This is a genomic window from Corynebacterium variabile, from assembly GCF_006539825.1.
Taxonomy (GTDB): Bacteria; Actinomycetota; Actinomycetes; order Mycobacteriales; family Mycobacteriaceae; genus Corynebacterium; species Corynebacterium variabile.
Genome location: NZ_BJNT01000004.1, coordinates 1 through 22,097 on the forward strand (window position 1 = coordinate 1; position 22,097 = coordinate 22,097).

22 protein-coding genes are annotated in these 22,097 nt (G+C 67.6%); 9 read left to right on the plus strand and 13 right to left on the minus strand.

Annotated elements, in window-relative coordinates:
* Positions 1-353: Fic/DOC family N-terminal domain-containing protein (locus tag CVA01_RS01765; protein ID WP_280528049.1), on the minus strand; the 353-nt coding region annotated here is incomplete at its 3' end.
* A gap of 73 nt (positions 354-426) precedes the next feature.
* Positions 427-1,992, minus strand: a complete 1,566-nt coding sequence (locus CVA01_RS01770) for a carboxylesterase/lipase family protein (RefSeq protein ID WP_141328161.1) — start codon at positions 1,990-1,992, stop codon at positions 427-429.
* 144 nt (positions 1,993-2,136) lie between these two features.
* On the opposite strand from CVA01_RS01770, the gene CVA01_RS01775 reads away from it, so the two are divergent.
* Positions 2,137-2,976: an MTB12 C-terminal domain-containing protein gene (locus CVA01_RS01775; protein WP_141328163.1), complete on the plus strand. Its 840-nt coding sequence runs from the start codon at positions 2,137-2,139 to the stop codon at positions 2,974-2,976.
* A 102-nt stretch (positions 2,977-3,078) separates the two neighbouring features.
* Here the strand turns inward: CVA01_RS01775 and CVA01_RS01780 are convergent, their stop codons facing one another.
* From CVA01_RS01780 to CVA01_RS01800, 5 genes are read right to left on the minus strand one after another with little or no spacing between them, the layout of a single operon-like run.
* Positions 3,079-4,260 carry an FAD-dependent oxidoreductase gene (locus CVA01_RS01780; RefSeq protein WP_141328165.1) on the minus strand — a complete coding sequence of 394 codons (1,182 nt, stop codon included), beginning with the start codon at positions 4,258-4,260 and terminating at the stop codon, positions 3,079-3,081.
* Positions 4,261-4,274: 14 nt separating this feature from the next.
* Entirely contained in the window at positions 4,275-4,466 is a 192-nt protein-coding gene (locus CVA01_RS01785; protein WP_141328167.1) for a rubredoxin, read from the minus strand.
* Positions 4,467-4,514: 48 nt separating this feature from the next.
* Positions 4,515-4,682 carry a rubredoxin gene (locus CVA01_RS01790; RefSeq protein WP_141328169.1) on the minus strand — a complete coding sequence of 56 codons (168 nt, stop codon included), beginning with the start codon at positions 4,680-4,682 and terminating at the stop codon, positions 4,515-4,517.
* Between the two features lie 51 nt (positions 4,683-4,733).
* On the minus strand, positions 4,734-5,123 hold the full coding sequence (locus CVA01_RS01795; RefSeq protein ID WP_141328171.1) for a hypothetical protein: 390 nt from the start codon (positions 5,121-5,123) through the stop codon (positions 4,734-4,736).
* 4 nt (positions 5,124-5,127) lie between these two features.
* Complete coding sequence (locus CVA01_RS01800; protein WP_141328173.1) at positions 5,128-6,408, minus strand: alkane 1-monooxygenase; 1,281 nt, start codon at positions 6,406-6,408, stop codon at positions 5,128-5,130.
* 440 nt (positions 6,409-6,848) lie between these two features.
* Between CVA01_RS01800 and CVA01_RS01805 the strand changes: the two genes are divergently transcribed.
* The 5 genes from CVA01_RS01805 (at position 6,849) to lepB (ending at position 11,842) form a co-directional block, all read left to right on the plus strand.
* Positions 6,849-7,322: a hypothetical protein gene (locus CVA01_RS01805; protein ID WP_141328175.1), complete on the plus strand. Its 474-nt coding sequence runs from the start codon at positions 6,849-6,851 to the stop codon at positions 7,320-7,322.
* Between the two features lie 5 nt (positions 7,323-7,327).
* Positions 7,328-7,690, plus strand: coding sequence for a hypothetical protein (locus CVA01_RS01810; RefSeq protein WP_073884047.1), 363 nt, complete (start codon positions 7,328-7,330; stop codon positions 7,688-7,690).
* A 170-nt stretch (positions 7,691-7,860) separates the two neighbouring features.
* Positions 7,861-9,999: a hypothetical protein gene (locus CVA01_RS01815; RefSeq protein WP_141328177.1), complete on the plus strand. Its 2,139-nt coding sequence runs from the start codon at positions 7,861-7,863 to the stop codon at positions 9,997-9,999.
* A gap of 240 nt (positions 10,000-10,239) precedes the next feature.
* The gene (locus CVA01_RS01820) at positions 10,240-11,073 is read left to right on the plus strand and encodes an ABC transporter ATP-binding protein (RefSeq protein ID WP_073884049.1); all 834 of its coding nucleotides are present in this window, start codon (positions 10,240-10,242) and stop codon (positions 11,071-11,073) included.
* 10 nt (positions 11,074-11,083) lie between these two features.
* Complete coding sequence (gene lepB / locus CVA01_RS01825) at positions 11,084-11,842, plus strand: signal peptidase I (protein ID WP_141328179.1); 759 nt, start codon at positions 11,084-11,086, stop codon at positions 11,840-11,842.
* On the opposite strand, the gene CVA01_RS01830 is transcribed toward lepB, so the two are convergent.
* Positions 11,839-12,435 (minus strand): response regulator, encoded by a 597-nt coding sequence (locus tag CVA01_RS01830; protein ID WP_141328551.1) that lies wholly within the window; start codon positions 12,433-12,435, stop codon positions 11,839-11,841. The two genes, lepB and CVA01_RS01830, sit on opposite strands and share 4 nt — an antisense overlap.
* Positions 12,436-12,452: 17 nt before the next feature.
* A complete protein-coding gene (locus tag CVA01_RS01835; protein WP_141328181.1) occupies positions 12,453-13,721 on the minus strand; it encodes a sensor histidine kinase in 1,269 nt (422 codons plus the stop codon).
* 132 nt (positions 13,722-13,853) lie between these two features.
* Between CVA01_RS01835 and CVA01_RS01840 the strand changes: the two genes are divergently transcribed.
* Positions 13,854-14,918: an ABC transporter permease gene (locus tag CVA01_RS01840; protein ID WP_170209659.1), complete on the plus strand. Its 1,065-nt coding sequence runs from the start codon at positions 13,854-13,856 to the stop codon at positions 14,916-14,918.
* Complete coding sequence (locus CVA01_RS01845; protein ID WP_141328185.1) at positions 14,918-15,544, plus strand: ABC transporter ATP-binding protein; 627 nt, start codon at positions 14,918-14,920, stop codon at positions 15,542-15,544. Before CVA01_RS01840 ends, CVA01_RS01845 begins: the two co-directional genes overlap by 1 nt.
* Before the next feature lie 22 nt (positions 15,545-15,566).
* On the opposite strand, the gene CVA01_RS01850 is transcribed toward CVA01_RS01845, so the two are convergent.
* Both CVA01_RS01850 and phoA read right to left on the minus strand, forming a co-directional pair.
* Positions 15,567-16,805, minus strand: coding sequence for a dicarboxylate/amino acid:cation symporter (locus tag CVA01_RS01850; RefSeq protein WP_073884054.1), 1,239 nt, complete (start codon positions 16,803-16,805; stop codon positions 15,567-15,569).
* A 109-nt stretch (positions 16,806-16,914) separates the two neighbouring features.
* Complete coding sequence (gene phoA, locus CVA01_RS01855; protein WP_141328187.1) at positions 16,915-18,453, minus strand: alkaline phosphatase; 1,539 nt, start codon at positions 18,451-18,453, stop codon at positions 16,915-16,917.
* A gap of 97 nt (positions 18,454-18,550) precedes the next feature.
* Between phoA and CVA01_RS01860 the strand changes: the two genes are divergently transcribed.
* On the plus strand, positions 18,551-18,862 hold the full coding sequence (locus tag CVA01_RS01860) for a hypothetical protein (RefSeq protein ID WP_014008690.1): 312 nt from the start codon (positions 18,551-18,553) through the stop codon (positions 18,860-18,862).
* Positions 18,863-18,966: 104 nt separating this feature from the next.
* Here the strand turns inward: CVA01_RS01860 and CVA01_RS01865 are convergent, their stop codons facing one another.
* Both CVA01_RS01865 and CVA01_RS01870 read right to left on the minus strand, forming a co-directional pair.
* Entirely contained in the window at positions 18,967-21,300 is a 2,334-nt protein-coding gene (locus CVA01_RS01865; protein ID WP_141328189.1) for a hypothetical protein, read from the minus strand.
* 139 nt (positions 21,301-21,439) lie between these two features.
* Positions 21,440-22,060, minus strand: a complete 621-nt coding sequence (locus tag CVA01_RS01870) for a sugar O-acetyltransferase (RefSeq protein ID WP_014008692.1) — start codon at positions 22,058-22,060, stop codon at positions 21,440-21,442.
* Between the last annotated feature and the right edge of the window lie 37 nt (positions 22,061-22,097).

The following is a 22,097-nucleotide window of genomic DNA, read 5'->3' on the forward strand; positions in this document are numbered from 1 at the left end:
GACAGAGGTCGCTCGAGCAGGGACTTCCTGCCTTCGTGAAGGGCGGTGTTGTACCGGAGGGCTTCCTTGGATTCCGGAGTGGGAGTGCTGTCGATGCCTTGGCTGGCCCGGAAGAGCTCATCGTTGGTCGTGACGATGTTCTCGATCTCGGTGGAGGCCTTCGCTTCCCGCAGCGGAATCGTGGTCGTGACGATCTCCGGATTCGGAATCAGGCGGCAGGAGGTGTTGAGGACGGCGAGTTGCTCGCGGGCCCGGATCGCGGCCTTGAGGATCTGCCGGTTCTCCACATCCACGCTGGGAGGGAGGCCGGGAAGATTATTGAAGGGGAGATTCGGGTCGAAGGATCCGGACATGTCGACAGCTTAGGCATGTTCGGCCGGATATGTCGATGAATCATCTTTTAATCGACATGTTATAGAGAGGAAACTACACCGGCATCCCGGTCAGCGACACCGGAGCCCAGGCCTCGCGCAGCTCAGGGGAGGGGTCGGCGACGGTCTTCTCGCCGCCGTCGAAGAGCTGCGTGGCGTAGTCACCCGGGTAGGGCTCCCACCCCGGATCGCCGTCGTGGATGAACCGCTTCCACCGCGGCTGCATCACGGCCGTCGTCGCCGCCATCCGGTCACGCCCACCGAGCAGCAGAGCCCCGGGCCCGCGTCCGGAATCGTAGCGTCCGAAGAGAACCGGCAGGTCCAGGGCATGCGTCGCGCCGATGCCGGAGACATTGAGCGACGGAGTGGACATGTCCAGCCGGTACATCCACGCCCGGCCCGACGGGTGCTGTGCAGCCATCCGCATCGAGGGGGCGGTGAACAGGGCGTCGCCGATGAAGCGTCCGGCGTCCGCCCGTCGCTTCCCGCTGCCGTACAACCCTGAGAGGACGCCGGGCCCGTGTGCCGGGTCGACATCCTCGGCGAACTTCTGCGCCTCCGCGGTGAAGATGCGCGCCCGCGGGTACGCCCACCGCATCAGCACGTACTCGTCGAGGTTCGTGCCGATGAGCATCGGGATATCGGACTGCGCGCCGGGGGTCAGCGGGTGGGCGGGCAGCAGGTCGTCGATGACAGGGGCGAACCCGCCGGCGATGCCGGACTGACCCCAGGAGGCTTCGTTGACCCGCTCGGTGAGCCACGCCAGCCCGTCGGCGGACGCCGTGAGCAGGTCCCGGCCGGCGCCTTCAGGACGCGGATTCTTCTCATCGTCCGGGCCGCGCAGGACCTCCAGTGCCGTGTCCGAGATGCGGGCGGCGTCCGCCGGAGTGTGCACCATCGCCGCGGCCGGGGACTGGGCGATGAACCCGTGGACCAGGTCCTTCACTGCCGGGACCGCGGACAGGGCGGTGACCATCGCGCCGCCACTGGACTCACCCATCACGGTGATCCGTGACGGGTCGCCGCCGAACTGTCCGGCATTCTCGTGGACCCATTCGATTGCGGTGATGATGTCGGAGAGGCCGGTGTTCGAGTCGAAGCGGTGCTCGTCGAGATCGTCGGCGAGGCCGAGCGCGAGCTGGCCGAAGATGCCGACCCGGTAGTTCACGGCGACGTAGACGGCGTCCGTCGCGGCGGCGAAGTACTCGCCGGAGAGCAGTGGTTCGGCCGCGGAGCCGTGGATGTTCGACCCGCCGTGCAGGTACACCACCACCGGGCGCCTGGCGCCGGTGTCGATCACCGGCCCACGGGAGTCCGGCCGCGGCACCACCACATTGAGCCAGAGGCAGTTCTCGCTGCCGATCCAGCCGATGGACTTGTTGCGCCACTGTGCGCAGTAGTCGCCGGGACGGGTCGCGATGAGGACGCCGCGCCACGGGGTGCGCGGGGCCGCCCGACGGAACCGCAGGTCACCGGTGGGTTGTTCGGCGTAGGGGACGCCGCGGAAGGCGACGGCGCCGTTGACCTGGTGGCCACGGACGGCGCCGGTGGAGGTCTCGACGGTCCAGGGGTCATGGCCGGAGACACTGGTGGAGATGTGGTTCGGGGGCACGTCACGCATCACTCAAGAGTAACTCTGGATATGTGATCATCAACACGGACCGTAAATGGGTGAACCTGTGTTGTCCTTCGGCAAGGCTATACTACAATGCTCTGCGACAGAGGAGTCTGCGGCGCATCGAGCCCGCACATCAAGGAGAACTGAATGGCCGAGAACACCGGGTACGACAGCGTCGACAGTGCCGACGACGACGACGCCAACGACGAGCAGCAGGAGAAGTCCGGCAGGTCGGTGGCATGGCCGACCGTCGCGCTGTCCGTCGGCCTGTCGGCACTGGCCTCGGCCGTGGTCATCGGCGTGGGGGCGGCCGTGATGGTCGCCAACAACAACGACCCGCAGGTCACCCTGGTCCAGGGCGACGGCACCACGAACACCGGCGTGACCTCCAAGAAGGACGACAACACCACCGTCGCCCAGCGGGCCACCACCAGTGCGAAGCCGACCTCCACCAGCGCTGCGGGCTCGGGCTCCACCGGATCCGGTAACGGTTCGGTCCGGCTCAACGGCGGTGGCGGTGCCCTGATCGACGATCCGTCCGAGGACGCGGGTTCCGACAACTCTGACGGGTCCGGGGACTCGCAGGGCAACGGTGGCAACGGGGGCGGCATCTCCGCCCAGTCCGTCGACGCGGACATCCCGGCCCAGCCTTCCAATGCCGAGCTGAAGAACCAGATGCAGACCATCCTCGCGCAGGGTGCCTCGGACGACACGATCGCCTCCAACCTGGCCAACCCGAACGGTGTGCAGACGATCAAGGACGCCGGTGCCGCGATGCGTGCGGTCCCGATCTTCCGCTACGAGATGGTCGACCCGGTGGCTGTCGAAGGTGACCAGATGACCGCCACCATCCAGATGTCGATGGTGGGCCTGGGCAGCAAGCCGCCGGCCGACCTTTACTACGTGGCCAAGGACGGCAAGTGGGTCCTCACCGACGAGTCGGTCTGCCTCATCGCCTCCCAGGCCCGCGTGTCCTGCACGGTCTAGTCTGCGTAGCGCCGCCTGACGAGAAATACTCACCTGCTCAGGTACACGATCACGTCGGATCCTGTACCTGATCAGGTGAGTATTTCCATTTCTGTAGGGGACTTACGCGGTCAGCACCGTACCCAGCGCACTCTTCGCCGAGCGGACCTCGGGGCTGCGTCCCACCGTGGTGACGCCGACGACCGTTCCGGCATCCACGGTGAAGACCACCAGCTCTTCGGGCGAATCGAGCACGACCTGCTCGGTGAGCCCGTCACGGGCACCGGTGGCTCCGAGGATGTTGAGCATGTGACCGTACTGCTTCGTCCAACCCTTCTGCGGGGTGTCGAAGAAGGACGCGGCGTCCTGACCTGCAAGCTGGGCGGCGACGATGCCGGCCAGGGTACGGGCGGAGCCGTCATCCTCCGGGCGCAGGACGCGTCCGTCGCCGGTGTGGATCTCCGAGCAGTCGCCGGCGGCGAAGATACCGGGCACGCCGGTCCGGCCCTGCTCGTCGACGATGATGCCGCCGCCGACACCCTCGCCGACGGCCAGCCCTGCGTCCTCGGCGAGCATGGTGTCGCGGACCGCGCCGATCGAGACGATGACCACCGACGGGGCGAGGTCGTCGACGGTGCCGGCCAGGTCATCGGGGGAGACGCCGCAGGTCAAGGTCACGTTGTGCTCGCTGTGCCGGTCACGCAGCCACCGTGAGGCGGTCGGCGGGAGGATGCGGGAGCAGACCTCGTCGGCCAGTTCGAGGACGTGGACGTGTGCCTCACTGAGGGTGGACGCCGCGGATGCGGCCTCCAGCCCGAGGACGCCACCGCCGATGACCACGACGGTCTCCTCGGCGGTGAGCCCGAGCAGCCGGTCCCGCAGGGCCGTGGAGTGCTCCGGGGTGCGCACGTAGTGCACGTCGCGCCCGTCGAGCCACTCGACCTCCAGCAGGCGGGGGCCGGCGCCGGTGGCGAAGACCAGCTGGTCGAAGAGGTGGGTGGTGTTTCCGGCGGTGAGGGTGTGCGCCGCGGCGTCCACCGCGGTGACCCGGGTGTTGAGGTGGAGGGTGACTCCGGGGGTCTCGAAGCTTCCGCCGGGCAGTGCGATATCGGCGGCGGACTTCCCGTCGAGGAGGATTCCCTTGTTCACTTCCGGACGCCGGTACGGCGGGTGTTCCTCGGTGGTGAAGACGTCGATGGTGAGGGCGTCCGGTGAGCCCGCGGCGTCCTTCGGATGTGCGGTGAGCAGGGACTTGACGAGGGTGTGGGCGGCGACGCCGCCGCCGATGATCGCGATGCGTGTCATGGGGTCCTTCCCGGTCAGCCGATCTGGACCATGTCGAAGTCGGCCTTGGCGGCGCCGCAGTCAGGGCACTCCCAGTCGTCGGGGATGTCCTCCCAGCGGGTGCCGGGCGGGAAGCCCTCCTCGGGGTCACCCTTGGACTCGTCGTAGATGTAGCCGCACTGGGCGCATTCCCAGATCTTGTAGTCGGTGATGGTGGAGGTGTTCATGATGGGTTCCTTTCTCGTGGAGGTGCCGGTCTCGCTGGTCCGGCCGGTCTAGCTGATCTGGTCGAAGTCGACCTTGTCGCGGACGCCGCAGTCGGGGCAGAACCAGTCTTCGGGGACCTCGGAGTCCCAGTCGAAGCCGGGGGCGAAGCCTTCGGAGCTGTCGCCGACGGCGGTGTCGATGCGGTAGTCGCAGCCGGGGCACTGGTAGACGGCCATGGTGTTCTCTTCTCTGTAGTCGGGGGTGCGGATCTTGGTCGTGGATGCCGGTCAGGGCTTCGGCGCCGGTCCGGCCGCGCCACCGGCACCGGCGGTCGGGTCGATCGGCTTGCGGTTCTTCGGCCGCGGGATGACGTGGGTGGAGGGCTCGCCCGGGCCGCGGTACAGGCCCACGATCCCCGGGAGCAGGAGGAACAGGGAGATCTGGAGCGACCAGGGGTAGAACTCCTCTAGGTACGCCACTCCCATGATGCCGAGGACGCCGAGCACGATGACGGCCACGCCGAGCACGCTCAGCCCGATGCACATCGAGTAGTGCACCTTCGGGTCGGTCTTCTTCTGCGGCGGTGCGGCGGTGACGGGGATGTTGCCGCCACCGGCGGCGCGCAGGGCGTCGAGGTCCGGGGTGGATTTCTGGCTGGATTTCGCGGTGGTGGTCATGGTGCTATCCCGCCTTCACGGTCTGCTGCTGCTTGGCGGCGACGCGGTTCCACTTCTTGCGGAGCTTCGCGGCCTTCGAGGGGTGCAGGTTCGCCCGCTCGATGTCGTAGTTGTAGTACTGCATGAGCCGACGGTCCATGATCGCGAACCACACGGGGGGCATGGCGGCGGCGGCGATCATCGTCGCGTAGCCGGCGGGCAGCTCCGGGGCGAAGACGTCCGAGCGCAGGGACTGGTACCGGCGGGTCGGGTTCGCGTGGTGGTCGGAGTGACGCTGCAACTGGTACAGGAAGATGTTGGTGGTGAGGTTGTCGGAGTTCCAGGAGTGCTCGGGGGAGCAGCGCTCGTAGCGTCCGTCCTCGAGCTTCTGACGCAGCAGGCCGTAGTGCTCCAGGTAGTTCACGAACTCCAGCAGGGCGATGCCGATGACGGCCTGGATGACCATGTAGGGCAGGATGCCGATGCCGAAGCCGATGACCAGGGCGACCCAGAGGACGATGGTGATCAGCCAGGCGTTCCAGACGTCGTTGTCGAGGTTGAACTGGCCCTTCTTGGACCGTGCCAGGCGGGTCTTCTCGACGTTCCAGGCGCGCGGGATCTGACGCGGGATGGAGCGGAGCAGGTAGGTGTAGGCGTTCTCGCCCATCCGGGAGCTCACCGGATCCTCCGGGGTGGCGACCTTCACGTGGTGGCCCTTGTTGTGCTCGACGTAGAAGTGGCCGTAGGCCGGGACGGCGAGGACGATCTTGGCGAGCCAGCGCTCGAAACCGGTCTTCTTGTGGCCGAGCTCGTGGGCGGCGACGATGCCGATGCCGGAGGTCATGCCCATGGACCAGGCCAGTCCGAGCTTGTCGTACCACTCCATGCCGCCGTACTTCCACTGCCAGCAGCAGAGGATGAGGCTGGCGAGCATCACCGGGAAGTAGAGGTAGGAGACGATGCGGTAGTACTTCGTCTCCTCGAGCTGAGGGACGAACTCCTCGGGGGCGTTCTCACCGTCACGGCCGAGGACGAAGTCACCGATGGGGATGAGGATGAACACGGCGATGGGGCCGAGGAACCAGGAGGCGTGGGCGAAGAACACCGGGGCGTCGATGGCCTTCATCCACTCGGCGACACCCCAGATGACCAGGGGGATCGCGGCGGGGACGATGGAGAAGATCCAGGCGTACTTCTTCTTGTCGATCCACTTCTGCTCGTCGGCGGTGAGGTGGTGCTCGTAGGTGGCGTCGGCGTCGTCGGCGGAACCGGAACTTCCGGTCGGCCGGGGTTTGGTCGTGGTCATGGGGTTTCCCTCCGGGGCTACTGCGTAGCGGGGCAGTGTCGGTCGTCGTCGGTCGTCTCGTGGTGGTCGGGGTACGGCTGTGATTCCGCTCCCGTGGTGCCACTGACTGTGATCTGTAGCACCCGTTCCAGATTATGCAGTCGACGATACGATATAAGTTTGTAGACAACAACCGGTTCCGTAAAACTCCCTCCAGAAAACTTTCGCCGACGCGATGATCTGCTGAAACGCGTCCGTGTACTTCAGCTGGAGGCAGGTCGGTGGGGTGCCGGCGGGGCCGGGACGGAGCCGTTTCACCTGGGTCGGGCGCCGTGGGTTGGTCTGGTGGCGTCATTCCACCCTGAGGCGCCCGACCCGGCACTCGACCTGGCGCCCGCCCAGGTACGGAAGAACCTACGAACACTTCACAACTAGTTCAGAATTGGTGCTACGCTGACACCATGACCACCGCAGAGTACCGGGCACATGAACAGGCCGTTCCCTGGTCCGATGTATCCCGTGATTCGAGAAATGTCGCGGACAAGGCATCCCACGGGCCGGTGCGCCTCGTCCGCCGGGGAGCGGACACCGATCTGATCCTCATCAGCGCAGACCAGTACCGGCGCCCTGACGAGGGACTCTTCACGGCACTGCGCCTGCTGGACGCCTATGCTGAACTCGGCAGTCGTGAGAAGGCCGCCCGCCGGGTGTTCCCGTGGATGGACTTCCTCTCGGATGCCGGCCAGGCGGAGTTCGTCCGGGAGCTGTTCGCCAAGCTGGAAGCTGCGGCGAGTGTCTCCAACTACGCGGCATTCCAGGTCGCAGTCGGCTCCTGGCGGGGCACCGCCGAGAACCGTGCGGCCGGAATCGTGCCGGCTGATGATGAGGCGCTCGAGTGGATCGCCGAGCCGGAACCGGTCGATCGGCCGGAGTAACTCTAGTGGGGAAGAAAACGCGGGTTGAACGCCCGCTGCGCAGGTCGGACTATGAGATCATCCTTCTCACCACCCAGGCCAGGTCCGGTTGGCAGGATTTAGGGGCATCGATCCCGGGGCCGCTGGTTGATGCCTGGGAGTTTCTGACGGCCACGCCTACGGCTGCGGACGGGCGGCGGTGCTATCCGCTCCGGGACGACCTGGGAACAGTGACGTACCAGGGGAAGGAACATGCCCTCTGGCAGTACAAACCGACGGTCCAGGGGGGCGCACGGATCTGGTACATCGTGGTGGAACCGGCGAAGGGGCGGCGAGGTCAGGTGCTGATCCGCGAGGTGCATACGCATCACCCCAATGAGACGAAGTAGGACCACCCTGGGAAACTCGCGGAAGTGTGGTCGGCGTGACGGTGATGTTTTCCGGTGGCATATCCCCGGGCCACGTGCCCCATGCACACGTGCACCGCGGTAGTCCTGCGGTGGTCTGAACGAGTGGCCGGAGCCCGTCCCGTCGGTATGCCGCCGGTAGGGTGGCGCTCATGATGCACTGGTCACAGCTCCGGACCCTCATCCAGCGCGGGATGGACGTCCCCGTCACCGCCACTCTCACCCTCCACGGTGACTTCGACGGTTCACAGTTCGGTTGGGTCATGGGTGGCGAACGCGTGGCCACCGTGGTCCTGGCCACCGGGGAGTACCGGGTTTTCCGTGACGGGCGGAAACTCCTGGTCACCGAAGCGGACTCGCAGCACGACGTGCCCCGCCTGCTCATCGACGGGAAACGCACCGTCGTCATGACCGACGGGGATCCGCTGGACGCGGCGTCCTCCCCGAACGTGGTCAGTTCCGCGACCTGGATGGTCGACCGCGAACTGCTGGCGAGGTCCCTCGCGTCCACCCTGCCCGCAGGGCCGGTCACGGATGTCACCCATGAAGGACGTCCCGCCCACCGCGTCCCCGCGCTCGCCACCCGCTTCCCCGATGGTTCGGAGGTGCCGCGTGCGCTCACGGTGGACGCCGACACCGGCGTCCTTCTGTCGGTGGAGATCGGCGACGGCGGCGGACATCTCTCTGAACTGCAGTTTCCGTCCGCCCTGCCCGCCGGCACCTTCACCTGGGACGAGGGCAGGTACGGGACGCCACGGCGTCCGGAACCGGTGGGGCGGCAGCACCGGACGCTCACGGAGAGTGACGAAGTTCAAGAGGCCACCCCACTGAACCGCGACAGCCTGGCTACGGAGGTCGTGCAGTGGGAGGCGGCGGCCCCGGATCCGCTCCCGGAGAGCCACCGGGGCCTGGAGGTCGTCGTGGTCCTCGACGAGGACGGCGGCATTGAGCGGGGCGGAACCTGTGATCTCCGCCTGCACTTCTCCGAGGACGGGGACAGCGACCGGCTCATGACGCACGAGCGTCCGCGGTGGGCCGGTGTGGAGCCGCATACGGTGACCGCCTGGGCGGAACCGTTGGTGGACGCCGCGCCCGTCGACCAGTCCGACCAGGGGCGGGGCTACCGTTGGCAGACGGTCCTGCGCGGCGACGGTTGGTCCGCCCAGTGGGACGCGAACCGGCCGGTGAAAGGATACGTCCAGGTCACAGGGGTGCTCTACACGGACCCCTACGACCGGGTGAGGGTGCCGCCGACGCGGGGACGCGTCCACCGGATCGAACTGGGGTACACGGTCGAACATCACCCGCCGGCGGAAGGCACCGACGCTACGCGAGGACGCTTCGAGTCCGCCGGTGGCCGTGACCGCTTCTGGTGGAACGACGGGCCGTGGGTCGCTAACGAGCAGTTCCTGCAGGTCACCCTTGATCTGGATGCGGCGGAACCGCCGCAGGTCGGACCGGTGCCGAGCGGGTGCGCCCCGCAGGCCGTCCGTGAGTTCGTGATCACCGGTGACGGGGGTGCGCGGGTGCTGTGGCGTCCGGATCCCGACGGTCTGCCCGCGGTGTGGCGGACGGACCTGGCGACCGGTGAGTCGCGCCGGGTGCTGCTGCCTTTGGTGGTGCGCCAGAGATTCTCGCTGACTGGTGGGGGCGCGCTGCTGGTCCGCGCCGGCGACGAGGAGTTCCGCATCGAGGACGCCGACCACGGGGACGTCGTGGTCAGGTCGCCGGGGAAGGTCGCCCGGCCACCGGCGGCTCCGGCGGAGGTCGACCAGTGGCAGACCTGCGCGGACCCGTACGGCGGGTGGATCGTCTTCGGTCAGAACTGGGTCGACGGGGAGGCCTGGCCGGTGCGTCCCCGGCTGGGGAGGGTCGATGGGGACGGCACGCTGAGGTGGCTCGTCGATCCGGCGGATTCGGTCTATGAGCTGTGGATCTTCGACGGGCGCGTCGTCACCGGGTGGGGGGATGTGCTGACCCTGCGGGACGCCGACCTGGAGGTCATCCGGCGAATCCGGATGCCCTGGCACGCTCGAAATACGGTGCAGGTCGGACCGTGGTTGGGCGGGGAGATCAGGGGCCCGGCCGCCAGGAACGCGGACGGATCGCCGCGGCGGACCTGGCAGTTCATCGACCCGTTCACCGGCGAGGTGCAGTTGAGTGTCCCGGTGGCGGGTTACGAGGTTCATGTCTCGTGGTGCGGTGAGGAACTGTGGATCGCTGACGGGCGACTGCGCGTCTTCACGCAGGACGCTGCGGGGGAGTGGTCGGGCCGCGAGGTGGAGGTCTGAGGTGGGGCGCCGGATGCGACTCGACCGGATGGTCCTGAACTGTCTGAAACCACCCCCTCGGGTCGCACCCGGGTCCGGTCGTGCCCGGGTCGGGTGCCGCGGGTTGGTCTGGCGGCGCCATTCCGCCCTGGGGTGCCCGACCCGGCGAGGAATGCTGGCGAGGGATGCGGGAAGATATCGAACAGTGGGACAATGATGCCCGTTAGGTGGGAAATAGCGTGCGGAGTAACGTGCCCTGCCATGACCGAGAGCACCACCAGCGCAAGCACCACGCCGAACACCAACGCCATCGTCATCGACGACGTCACGATCCGCCGCGGACCGAACACCCTCGTCGAGAACTTCAGCGTCACCATCCCCACCGGGACGCACTGGGCGGTGCTCGGCCCCAACGGCGCCGGCAAGTCCACCATGCTCAAGATGGCCGGCGGACGCCTCTACCCGACGACCGGCACGGTGCAGATCCTCGGCGAGGAACTCGGCCGCACCGCTGTCCAGGAGCTGCAGAAGCGCATCGGTTACGTCGACCCGAAGCAGCGGCTCGACGACCTCACCGCCGAGGAGCTGGTGCTCTCCGGTGTCTCGGGCTCCAACGGGTACATTCAGCGCTTCGAGTACACCGACGCCCACCGCGCACGCACCGCCGAACTGCTCACCCTCGTCGGCATGGACCACCGCGCCGACCGCACCTGGCGTCAGATGAGCCAGGGCGAGAAAGCCCGCACCCTCATCGCCCGCGCCCTGGTCACCGAGCCGGAGATGCTGCTGCTCGACGAGCCTTCCACCGGCCTCGACCTGCCGGGACGCGAGACCCTGCTGCGCGTCGTCGACGATCTCCGCGCCGCGATGCCCGGGCTGACCACTGTGCTGATCACCCACCATGTGGAGGAGGTCGCGGCGTCCACCACCGACGTGCTCATGGTCAAGGACGGTGGCGTGCTCGCCTCCGGGCCGATGGAGCAGGTCATGACCGCGGAGAACCTCGGCGTCCTCTATGACATGGACGTGCAGCTCGAGCGCGTCCGCGGACGCTGGTTCGCGTTCAGCGACGTCCCGGCCACGGCCACCGACTAGGGTGGCACGGGTGAGTGACGACAACGACGACAAGACCGTGACGGACACCGACGCTGCCGTGACGGACAGGTCAGCGACGACCGCGAAGAAGAAGCGCCCCGCCTGGGTCGAGTACACCGTCACCATCGTGGTGGCGCTGGCGATCCTCGGCCTGGTCAACACCTTTGTGGGACGCCTGTACCAGATTCCCTCGGAGTCGATGGAACCCACGCTCGTCGGCTGTGAGGGGTGCACGGGTGACCGCATCGTCGTCGACAAGGTCTCCTACCGCTTCAGCGATCCGTCGCAGGGCGATGTCGTCGTCTTCGCCGCCCCCGAGGGCTGGGAGGACGGCTGGAGCTCGTCCCGCTCCGACAATGCGGTGATCAAGGCGGGGCAGAACGCGCTCTCCGCCGTCGGTCTCCTCGCCCCCGACGAGTACACGCTGGTCAAGCGGGTCGTCGCCACGGGTGGGCAGACCGTGCAGTGCCTCGAGGGAGATGAGGGCGTGATGGTCGACGGCCAGCAGGTCGACGACTCCTACATCCTCGATCCCCCCGCGTACAACGTCGATCCGCGTTCCGGTTCCGAGGCCTGCGGCGGTCCCTACTTCGGGCCGGTCACCGTCCCGGATGACGCCGTGTGGGTCATGGGCGACAACCGCACCAACTCCAAGGACTCCCGCTACCACCAGGATACCGCGGACGGCGGTTCGGTCCCGGTCGACGACATCGTCGGCAAGGCGCGGTTCAAGGTCTGGCCGCTGAGCCGTATCGGCGGAGTCAGCTAGATCAGCTTCCTGACCTGCGCCTCGGTCACCGCGGCGGTGCGGTTGTCCACCCCGAGTTTCCGGTAGATGTGTATCAGGTGGGTCTTCACCGTCGCCGGGGAGATGAACAGGGAGGACGCCACCTCCCGGTTCGACGCACCTGTCGCCAACGCCCGGAGGATCTCGGTCTCCCGACGCGACAGTGCCAGGTCCGGATGGCCGACACGTCGGGCCAGGGCTGCACCGACTTCGGGGGAGAAGGTCGGGTCACCTCGGGCCGTGGACATCACCGCACGGTGGAGGTCAGTTTCCGGGGCGTCCTTGAGCAGGTAGCCGCGGGCCCCGGCGGCGAGTGACGCGACGATGTCCGCCTCACTGTCATAGGTCGTGAGGATGAGCACAGGGGGACCGCCGGCGGCGACGAGTGCCTTTGTCGCGGTGATGCCGTCCATCCCCGCCATCTGGATGTCCATGACGATGACATCCACGGTCGTGGCATCGGCGTCCACCGCAGCGGCACCGTCCGCTCCCTCGGCGACCACGGCGATGTCGCCGAAGCTGTCGAGGATCGCCCGCAGACCGGCGCGGACCACAGGATGGTCGTCGACGAGCATCACCCGCACAGGACCGCTCACGGCTGCATCACCCCGGTCGGCACGCGCACGGCGACGACTGTGCCGGCCACTGTGCCTGCCACCGTGCCGGAGACTGTGGAGTCCACGGTGAACTCGCCGCCCAGGGCGGTCACCCGGTCCCGCATCCCGGCGATGCCGTAGCCGCCCAGCTCGGTACGCTGCACGGATGCCGGATCGAAGCCGCAGCCGTCATCGAAGACGTCGAGGGTCGCCTCAGTGTCCCACACCCCGAGCGTCACCCGGATGCGGGACGCCCCGGCATGGTCCACTGCATTCGTCACCGCCTCCTGCGCCACCCGCAGCAGTGCCTCGGCGACCGGGGCAGGCAGCGCCGTCGCCTCCTCCTCCCCGGCGTCGAGGTCGACCGTGGTGGACGCCCCCAGCGCGCGGGCACGCCGGGCCGCGTCCCCGGTGAGCCGGCGTAAGGACGCAGCCAGGGGTGTCGCAGTCACAGCGGCAGTGCTCTCAGTGCCCTCGGCGCCCTCGGCGCCCTCGGCGACCAGCACCCGGGTCTGGAGGAGGTTGTCGTGGGCGGTGGCGGTGATGATGCTGAGCTGGTCGGTGGCGTCCCCGGTCCGCCCCTGGTCAATGGCGGTCCGGGCGGCGCGGGAGAGCAGCAGGACAGAGTTGAAACCCTGGGCGAGGGTGTCGTGGATCTCGCGGGAGAGCCGCTCACGCTCGGCGAGGCGTCCTGCCTGGTTCTCCGCGGCGAGCAGCCGGTCGCGGGTGGCGACGAGCTGCTCGGCGACCTGCCGGTGGTGCTCGACCTCGCGGGTGAGCCGCAGGTAGGTCCAGTAGGCCAGTCCGGCGAAGAGCACGCCGATCGCCGGGCCGAGGACGCCGCCCACACCACTGCGCTGCCCGGTGATCAGCGGAACACCGGCGGCCACCACCCAGCATCCGACGACGGCCAGCGCCCCGGCGACCGACCCGGTGAGCGACAGGACGACGAAGACGAGGGGGAAGAGCAGCCACACGGCGTCTGCCGAGAGAACGACGAGCACCAGCCACAGACCCAGCACCACCGTGAGCCAGGGCAGGGCGAACCGTCGTAGGCCGTGGGTGGTCTGTCCGGCCACCGTCCCCGCGAGATACACGACAGCCAGCAGGGCAGTGAGGATGATGACCGCGATCCGGCGGGCGGGGGAGGCGTCGGCGGCGTCGGAGGCGAAGAACTGCACCAGGGAGACGACGAGCAGGGCGGCGAAGACAAGGTGCAGGGCGAGCCGGAGGGTCTCCAGCAGTCGGGCAAGCGGGGTGGTCACGACCTCCAGCGTAGGGCGGGCGACGGGGCCGGGGGATCGACCGATCGGTTGAGAAACAGACCACCCGCCGGGGCGATGTGCCGCAGCGTCCCGGGGCGAAGCATGGGACTCAGCAACAGAAAGGAGAATGCCGTGTACCTGGCATTCCGGGACATCCGCGCCGCCACCGGCCGATTCATCCTCATCGGGTCCGTCGTCGGACTCGTCACCCTGCTCATCGTCATGCTCACCGGACTCACCGCGGGCCTGGGGAAGCAGAACACCTCCGCCCTCGAGGCTCTCCACCCCGACCGATTCATCGGTACCACCGGTGAAGACGGCTCCTTCTCCTTCACCGGATCCTCAGTCGGACAGGACGCCGCGACCACCTGGGCAGGGACCACCGGGGTGGACGCCGTGACGCCGCTGGGCATCACCCAGACCAGGATGACCGCCAGTGACGGCGGGACACGCTCCACCGGAACCGTCGCCGTCTTCGGTCTGCCCGCCGGGACCACGGTGGACGGGGCGACGGTGCCCGCCGACGCCGTGCTGCTGCCCGCGGATCTCAGTGACATCACCGGGGACGCCACCTCCGTCGACCTGGGTGGTGTCGACGTCCCGGTTGCCTCCTCCACCGCCCCGGACCTGCAGTACAGTCACCTTCCGGTGGCGCTGGTGGACCTCGGAACCTGGCAGGCCGTCGCCCACACCGATGACCCGACCGTGCTCATGGCTGACGGTTCCCCCGCCGACTGGGACGCCACCGCAGCCTCCACCGGCACCACCGCCCTCACGGTGAAGGACTCCTTCTCCGGGCTGAGCGCCTACACCTCGGAGCGTGGTTCCCTGGTCGCGATCCAGGGACTGCTCTACGGCATCTCTGCGCTGGTCATCGTGGCCTTCCTGTCTGTCTGGACGATCCAGCGGACCCGCGACATCGCCGTGCTGCGGGCACTGGGGGCGACGAAGGCCTATGTCTTCCGTGACGCCCTCGGCCAGGCTGTGGTGGTCGTCGCCGCCGGGGTGGCGGTCGGCGCACTCGCCGGGCTGGGGCTCGGCACCGTCGCCGGGTCCATGGTGCCCTTCAGTCTGTCCGCCTCGACTGTCGTCGTCCCCGGCCTCGGCGTCCTCATCCTCGGTGTGGTCGGCGCACTCATCGCCACCCGCCGCGTCCTGTCCACTGATCCCCGTATCGCCATGGAGGCGACATCCTGATGACGAACACACTCACCCTGACCGACGTCAGCGTCCGCTACCCCGACGGTGACCGCACCGTCACCGCCCTCGACCATGTCTCGCTCACCGCCGCGCCGGGCACCGTCACGGCGGTGGTCGGTGAGTCCGGCTGCGGCAAGTCCACACTGCTCTCCGTCGCCGCCGGACTCACCGTCCCGGACGGCGGGCAGGTGCACCGCGACCGCACCGGCATGGTCTTCCAGTCCGCGAATCTCTTCAGTTCGCTACGGGTCCGCGAACAGCTGCTCATCGTCGACCACATCCAGGGCAGGCGTCCCGGTGCCACAGAGAAGAGAAAGGCCGATGCGCTGCTGGAGCGCGTCGGCCTGGGCGGTTACGGCGACCGCCGCGTCCACCAGCTCTCCGGTGGTCAGCGCCAGCGGGTGAACATCGCCCGCGCGCTCACCGGATCCCCCCGGGTGCTGCTCGCCGACGAACCGACCTCGGCACTGGACGCCGCGCTCTCCCGCACGATCGTCGGGCTGCTGCGAGGACTCACCGACGAACTCGGACTGGCGACCGTCCTCGTCACCCACGACCGTAGCCAGCTCGATCTGGCGGATGCCGTGGTGACGCTGCGTGACGGGGCGGTCGTGGCGTCCTGATCAGTTCAGAGTCAGTTTCCGATCAGTTCCGGCTGTCCGTGATGGACTCGGCGGCGGCCTCGGTGATCTCCGCCTCGCGGGAATCCATGCCGAGCTGCCCGCCGGAGATCTTGTTGACGATCAGGGCGATCGCGCCGTCGCCGGTGACGTTGGCCGCGGTGCCGAAGGAGTCGATGGCGATGTAGGCGGCGATCATGATGGCGATCTGCTCCTGGTCGAAGCCGAGCTGGTCACCGAGAGCGCCGACGGCGGCCATGATCGCACCACCGGGCACACCCGGGGCGGCGATCATCATGATGCCGAGCAGCAGCAGGAAGCCGATGAACTTCCCGGCGGAGACGTCCATGTCGAACATGTGGATCACGGCCAGGGCGAAGAGGCTGATCTTCATCATCGATCCGGCGAGGTGGATCGTCGCACACAGCGGGACGGTGAAACCGGCGACGTTCGGGGAGACACCGTTCTTCTTCGTGGCCTCCAGGGTGACCGGGATGGTCGCGGCGGAGGAGGAGGTGCCCAGCGCGGTGGCGTAGGCGGGCATCATGGTCCAGAGGGCCTTGAAGGGGTTGGTCTTCGTGATCGCGCCGGTGACCAGGTATTGGGCGATGACCAGCAGGATCGTCATGACGACGGCGAGGACGAGGACCTTGATGAAGGCGCCGATGACGTCCAGCAGGGTGCCGTTCATGCCCATGCCGAGGAAGGTGCCGAAGACGAACAGCGGCAGCAGCGGGATGACGAAGACCTTGATGACCTTCATGACGATGCCCTCGAGCTCGTTGACACCGGCACGGAGGACCTCGGAGCGCACCGCGGTCATCGCCAGGCCGATGCAGAAGGCGAGGATGAGGGCGGTCATCACCTCGAAGGGTGCGGGCATCTCGATGTCGAAGTAGGTGGTCAGGGCACCTTCGTCGATGTCGTCGAGGGTGTCGAGTGACTTGTCGCCGAGTAGCCAGTTGTAGGACGCCGAGGCGACACCGAAGGCGATGAGACCCGAGATGATGGTGGACGCGTAGGCGATGCCGGCGGTGAGGCCCAGCCACTTGCCTGCGCCGCGGCCGATGTTGGCGATCGCCGGGGTGATCAGCGAGAAGATGAGGACCGGGATGAACAGTCCGAGGAAGTTGCTGAACAGTCCGTTGAAGGTCACGAACACGCGGCCCAGCCAGTCCGGGAAGAACAGGCTGCAGAGGATGCCGAGCACGATGGCGGCCACAATGCGGAAGAGCAGCATGCCGCTGAGTTTCTTGAACGTCATGGGGTGACTGTAGGACGCTGCCACCATGTGAAACAAGATGTTCACATGATGGCAGGGGTAGAGTGTGGCGGTCGGTGTGGGTCGGTGACCGCGTCCGGGGGAACTACAACTAGTCCTCGAGCCCCAGTGCGTCCGCGATGGTGAAGTGCAGGTCGGTCTGGTCGGTCAGGCCGGTGGCGTTTGCCGCGCCCGGGCCGTAGGCCGCGAGGCGCAGCTGGGAGCCGGTATGACCCTGGTTGGTGGTGTCCTGGTTGTCGGAGGTGGCGTAGGCGACGGTCATCTCCGAGCCGTCCTTCGTGGTGAGGTTGCGGGACAGGCCCGGGTAGACGGAGGCGCGGGCCTCTTCGACGGAGACGCCGGCGTCCTCGGCGATACCCTCGATGTCCTCCTCCGACACCGGGGCGACGATCTGGCTGGTGTGCGCGTGATCGGCGGTGACGAGGACGAGGGTCTCGCCGTCGGCCTCCGCGAACTCGAGGGTCTTCTGCACCGCCTCGTCGAGGTCGACGGTCTCACCGATCTGTCCGCAGGGGTTCGCCGCGTGGTCCTCCTTGTCGATCGAGGCGCCCTCGACCTGCAGGAAGAAGCCGTTCTCCTTGCCGTTGTCGTTCTCGGAGAGCAGGTCGATGGCCTTGGAGGTCATGTCGGCGAGCAGCGGCACCTCGGCGGTGCGCTCCGGGTTGTCGGTGCAGGTCTCCGCGGGCTGCAGGTAGCCCTCCTTCACTGCCTTCTCACCTTCCCAACGTACCGGCATATTGCCGTCGCTGAACAGGCCGAGGACCGGGGCGTCCTGGTCGGCGGCGGTGATCTCGTCGAGCTCGGCGGCGGTCGTCGGCAGCTGATAGCCACGTTCGGTGGCCTGCTCGATGAGGGTCTTCCCCTCCCAGTCGCCGGCTTTGGCGGTCTGTCCGAAGCTTTCGGCGCCACCACCGAGGGTGACATCGGCGCGGGTGCCGAGGATCTGCTCGGAAATGGAGCCGGAGCCCCCGTTCTCCAGCAGGTCATCGCCGCATTTCTCGGTGTCCTCCGGGCCGTAGCACTTGCGCTGTCCGACATGTGCGGCCTGGACGGCGGGGGTGGCGTCCTGGATCTCGGCGGTGGAGACATTTCCGGTGGCCAGGCCGGCGTCCTTCGCCTTCTCGATGAGGTTCTGCTGCGCCTCGCCGTGGATGTCGACGCCGATCGCGCCGTTGTAGCTCTTCGTCCCGGTGGCCCAGGCGGTGCCGGACGCGGCGGAGTCGGTGACGTAGTTCGGCGAGCCGTCCTTGTTCAGTGAATAGTGGGTGTACTGGCCGGAGACGGGGAGGGCGTCGATGCCGGCGAACTGGCCGGCGGCGCCTTCGGCGTAGTTACGTGCGGCGGTGATCTCGGAATCGCCCATGCCGTCGCCGATGAGGAGGATGACGTTCTTCGCGCCGGCGTCGCGCATGGCGTCCCGGATGTAGTCGGTCTGGTCGCCGTCGAGGCGTCGGGCACCACCGTTGGTGGTGATGTCGCCGTCGGCGGAGCGCTCGGCGAGGGTGCCGGCTTCGGAGGACGCCGCAGTGGCAGTGCTGTCGGTGCTGTCGTCATCCCCACTGCTGCAGGCGGCGGTGACGAGGAGGGTGGAGGCGCCGAGGGCGGCGAGAACTGTTCGTGAAACGGTCATGCTGCAGGAAGCTACGGGCGACCGGTGAATCGGTTATGAGCGTAGAAGTACGAGGTTCTTAACATGAGATGAACAGCCGTATAATCTACTCTTCCCCATGACGTTCACCTCATCAATCAAACACGTCCTCTCCCGTGGCGCCGTCGCCGCCGCCGGGACGCCGGACATCGACGACTGCTTCTCGGTCGAAGGTGCTCTCGCCGACAGGCAGCCGACGAAGATGCTCAGTTACTCCGCCGAGGCAGCGTCGACGGAGGATGCGACGTCCGGCGGCCTTGACTACTCCGGTCGTGAAGTGGCGGGGCAGGGCTACCCGGCGCTCGACGGTGACGAGGTCACCGGCGTGTGCCACACCTTCTCCAAGGACTGCGACGAGACCACCGGGAAGCCGGTGAAGGACGAGAAGTAGTTCTCTAACATCTGTGCAGGTACACGTGTCGGTACCAGTGCAGCTACCGGTACCGGTAGCGACACTGCAGCACGCTCGGTTCTGGTGCCGACAAGGGGGAGTGACTAGGAGGTGGCCTCAGTGTCCGCAGTGTCCGCAGTGTCCGCAGTGTCCGCAGCGTCCGCAGCGGGATCGTCGACCGGCTCGCCGCTGGTGGCACCGGATTCGTCAGTCGGCTCGTCATCCTGGGTGGGGGACGCGGCGGTCGACCCGGGAGAGGGGTCGGTGGCACCGCCCGATTCCGCAGGTGCCGTAGTCCCGGCGGACGGACGGGTCACGGTCGTGTCGGTGGGTTCACCGGAGCGCCGGCTGGTGGCGTCGTCCTCGTCCAGGCCCTGGCCCGCCGGCGTGGTGGACGTGGAAGACCCGTCGGAAGCGGAACCTGAGCCGTCAGCCGATCGGCCGGCTGCTTCCTCTCCGCAGTCCTTATTGTCCCCGGACTCCCCGGACTCGTCTGTACCGTCAGCGGTGTCGCAGGTGCCGGTGCCGTCCTCTGCATCGTCGGCGGATTCATCATCCTTGCCGAGACCCAGCAGATCGCCGATCCACTTCAGATCGGACGGCAGGGTGATGCTCTTGGCCCAGTTCGTGAAGATCCGGTCCGGACGGGTGAGATCGTCCAGGGTGACCGTGCCCAGGCCGAAGGCGTTGTCCCAGGTCACGAGACTGACCTTGGGGAGCAGGCCGGTGTCGGCATCGTCGGCGATCTTCTCGATCTGCGGCAGACTGAGCAGGTTCGGACGGGTCGAACCGTTGACGTCGACACCCGGGAAGAAGACCACGCGGTGGCCGAACCACTCCACGGTCACCGGCTCGCGCAGACCGTAGTCCGAGGTCAACCAGGCTGCCGTGGTCTGCCGCGTGGTTTTCTCGGTGACTGCGTCACCGTCCTCGTCGAGGAGTGGGTTGCCCTCGTCATCGAGCACCGGAACCTCGACCTCCTCGGTCGTGACGTTCCTGGTCAGACGGACAAAGTCCTTGGCGAACTTCAGGCGTCCTTCCTCGCTGGTGATGTTGGTCATCAGGTCGTCGAGGAACGGGGTGGATCCAGCGTCCCCGGTGAGCTGCTTGACCAGGGCATCATTACCGAGGACGAGGGAGGACAGGTCGGTCAGGCCCCACTGGGTCTGGCGGGATTCGCCGACGACCGGGTCGCGCAGGTCCTCGTAGCGGTCGAAGGTGCCCAGGATGTTTGTGCAGGAGCCGAGGCCTTCAGCGGTGGCGGACGCGGAGATGCCGAAGCAGGAGACCTCCTTGAGCTTGGGGATGTCGAGGTTCTCGGCGGTGTCAAGGAGATCCATGACGTCCTCGCCGGCGTACTTCTCGACGCCCAGATGGCGGAGCCTGGTGAGGTCGAGTGCCTGGCCGAACCAGGTCAGACCGATCTCGTTGGTGTCCATGTTCAGCGCGGTGGAGACGCCGAGGGTGGCGTGCGCGACGGAGCTGCGACCGTTGTCGGCACCCGCGAGTGCAGCGGCCGGCAGGCCGAAGAGCTTCTTGGCCTCGGCCAGGGCATTGCCGTCGCGCATGGCGGCGGCGACACTGATGCCGTCACCGGCGATCGTCGCGGAACCGCGGGGGCCGTTGTTGTCCATGTCGGGGAGTTCGACCGGCTTGGACGCGTCGTACTTCTTGCCGGTGAGGTACTCGGCGATCTTCAGGGCGTTGGTGCGCTTCTCGAGGTTGCCGTCGTACTCGACCTTGACGGTCTCCCAGCCGATGCAGACCTTCCACAACCATTTGTTGCACTCCCCGCGCTCATCCCTGTAGGCCGCCTTGAACGGCAGCGCCGCGTCCGCCTGGACCTGCTCGTAGGTGCTGTACTTACCGAGCTGCGTCGGGTCGATCCGCGGCAGGCCGAGCCCACCGACGATGCTCTTGATGGTGTCGCTGCCGAGAGCGGCGGCGCTGAGGATCTCGAAGAGATTCCGCTCGCCGAGCTCGTACTTCAGTCCCAGGAGGTTGATGTCCTTGCCCAGGTCGATCGTGGTGTCCTCCGCGGCGGACCCCAGCTCGATCCTGTCCGGCAGGACGACGGCGATGCCGTCACCGGTGGCCTGGGAACAGTCGGCGACGGCCACCGGGCGTGCGTCCTCCGAATCCTCCTCAGGCACCGGGGTGGAGCCGTCGGCGTTGCGGCAGACCTCGAGGTAGTCGAGGATCATGTCGTTGTTCAGCAGCTCATCGAGCTGGTCCATGCTGAAGTCGCCGGTGTAGGAGTTCGTCGCGGACGCAGACGGGCCGACGGCCACACCGGCGCCGAGAGCGGCGACCGCCCCGAGGCTGAGGATGCCGGTGCGCCACCTCTTCCGCTGTGCCGCAGTCGTCGCGGTGGTGGCGAGTCCGGTGCTGGCGGAACGGACGGAACGGGAGGAGGCGCGGTGGCGGGCGGATCTCATGCGGTGGGCCCTTCGGTGGTGAACAGAAACGTCACACGCACCAACTGGCTGGACACTGATCCCGTTACCCTGCTCAGCGTCGGTAGTTCATGACTTCCCCTGAAGTTTTCCGCCGTTCCGCCCTCAGCATCCCCGCGTCCTACAACTCCCGGACCACCCGCGCCGGCGTTCCCATAGCCAGCACACCGGACGGCAGGTCGCGCGTCACCACGGACCCCGCGCCGACGACCACGTTGTCGCCGATGGTCACACCCGCGCAGACCGTGACATTCCCACCGAACCAGCAGTTCTCACCGATGGTGATCGGCGCACCGTACTCCCAGCCCGTCGCCCGCAGCGCATGGTCGGTCAACGGGTGCAGCGGGGTGAGGATCTGCACGGCGGGTCCGATCCGCGTGTCCTTACCTATATGGACGGGGCAGACGTCGAGGATCGTGGCGTCCACGTTGAGGAACACGCGATCACCCAGGTGGATGTTCTGCCCGTAGTCCACCCGGAGCCCGGGCCAGATCACGGCGTCCTTCCCGACGGAACCGAGCAGGTCACGCAGCTGTTCCTCGTAGGACGCCACGTCCGCTGGATCCGTCTGCCCCAGCTTCCAGCACGCCGAGCGGGCGGCCAGGCCCGCAGCGGCGATCTCCGGGTCGTCGGCGTGGTACAGCTCCCCGGCGACCATGCGGTCCCACATGGAGCGCGGATCGGCGTCCACCTCGGCACGGACGGCGGCGTCAACGGCGTCGGCGGGATCAGATTCAACCATGCCAGACAGTATGCCGGACGCCGTGCCAGACAGCTCT

Excerpts from the sequence above, each read along its gene's own strand:
- CVA01_RS01770 (WP_141328161.1), bottom strand. The coding sequence starts at position 1,992 with ATGCGTGACGTGCCCCCGAACCACATCTCCACCAGTGTCTCCGGCCAT.
- CVA01_RS01775 (WP_141328163.1), top strand. The coding sequence starts at position 2,137 with ATGGCCGAGAACACCGGGTACGACAGCGTCGACAGTGCCGACGACGAC.
- CVA01_RS01780 (WP_141328165.1), bottom strand. The coding sequence starts at position 4,260 with ATGACACGCATCGCGATCATCGGCGGCGGCGTCGCCGCCCACACCCTC.
- CVA01_RS01785 (WP_141328167.1), bottom strand. The coding sequence starts at position 4,466 with ATGAACACCTCCACCATCACCGACTACAAGATCTGGGAATGCGCCCAG.
- CVA01_RS01790 (WP_141328169.1), bottom strand. The coding sequence starts at position 4,682 with ATGGCCGTCTACCAGTGCCCCGGCTGCGACTACCGCATCGACACCGCC.
- CVA01_RS01795 (WP_141328171.1), bottom strand. The coding sequence starts at position 5,123 with ATGACCACCACCGCGAAATCCAGCCAGAAATCCACCCCGGACCTCGAC.
- CVA01_RS01800 (WP_141328173.1), bottom strand. The coding sequence starts at position 6,408 with ATGACCACGACCAAACCCCGGCCGACCGGAAGTTCCGGTTCCGCCGAC.
- CVA01_RS01805 (WP_141328175.1), top strand. The coding sequence starts at position 6,849 with ATGACCACCGCAGAGTACCGGGCACATGAACAGGCCGTTCCCTGGTCC.
- CVA01_RS01815 (WP_141328177.1), top strand. The coding sequence starts at position 7,861 with ATGATGCACTGGTCACAGCTCCGGACCCTCATCCAGCGCGGGATGGAC.
- CVA01_RS01820 (WP_073884049.1), top strand. The coding sequence starts at position 10,240 with ATGACCGAGAGCACCACCAGCGCAAGCACCACGCCGAACACCAACGCC.
- CVA01_RS01830 (WP_141328551.1), bottom strand. The coding sequence starts at position 12,435 with ATGCTCGTCGACGACCATCCTGTGGTCCGCGCCGGTCTGCGGGCGATC.
- CVA01_RS01845 (WP_141328185.1), top strand. The coding sequence starts at position 14,918 with ATGACGAACACACTCACCCTGACCGACGTCAGCGTCCGCTACCCCGAC.
- CVA01_RS01850 (WP_073884054.1), bottom strand. The coding sequence starts at position 16,805 with ATGACGTTCAAGAAACTCAGCGGCATGCTGCTCTTCCGCATTGTGGCC.
- phoA (WP_141328187.1), bottom strand. The coding sequence starts at position 18,453 with ATGACCGTTTCACGAACAGTTCTCGCCGCCCTCGGCGCCTCCACCCTC.
- CVA01_RS01860 (WP_014008690.1), top strand. The coding sequence starts at position 18,551 with ATGACGTTCACCTCATCAATCAAACACGTCCTCTCCCGTGGCGCCGTC.
- CVA01_RS01865 (WP_141328189.1), bottom strand. The coding sequence starts at position 21,300 with ATGAGATCCGCCCGCCACCGCGCCTCCTCCCGTTCCGTCCGTTCCGCC.
- CVA01_RS01870 (WP_014008692.1), bottom strand. The coding sequence starts at position 22,060 with ATGGTTGAATCTGATCCCGCCGACGCCGTTGACGCCGCCGTCCGTGCC.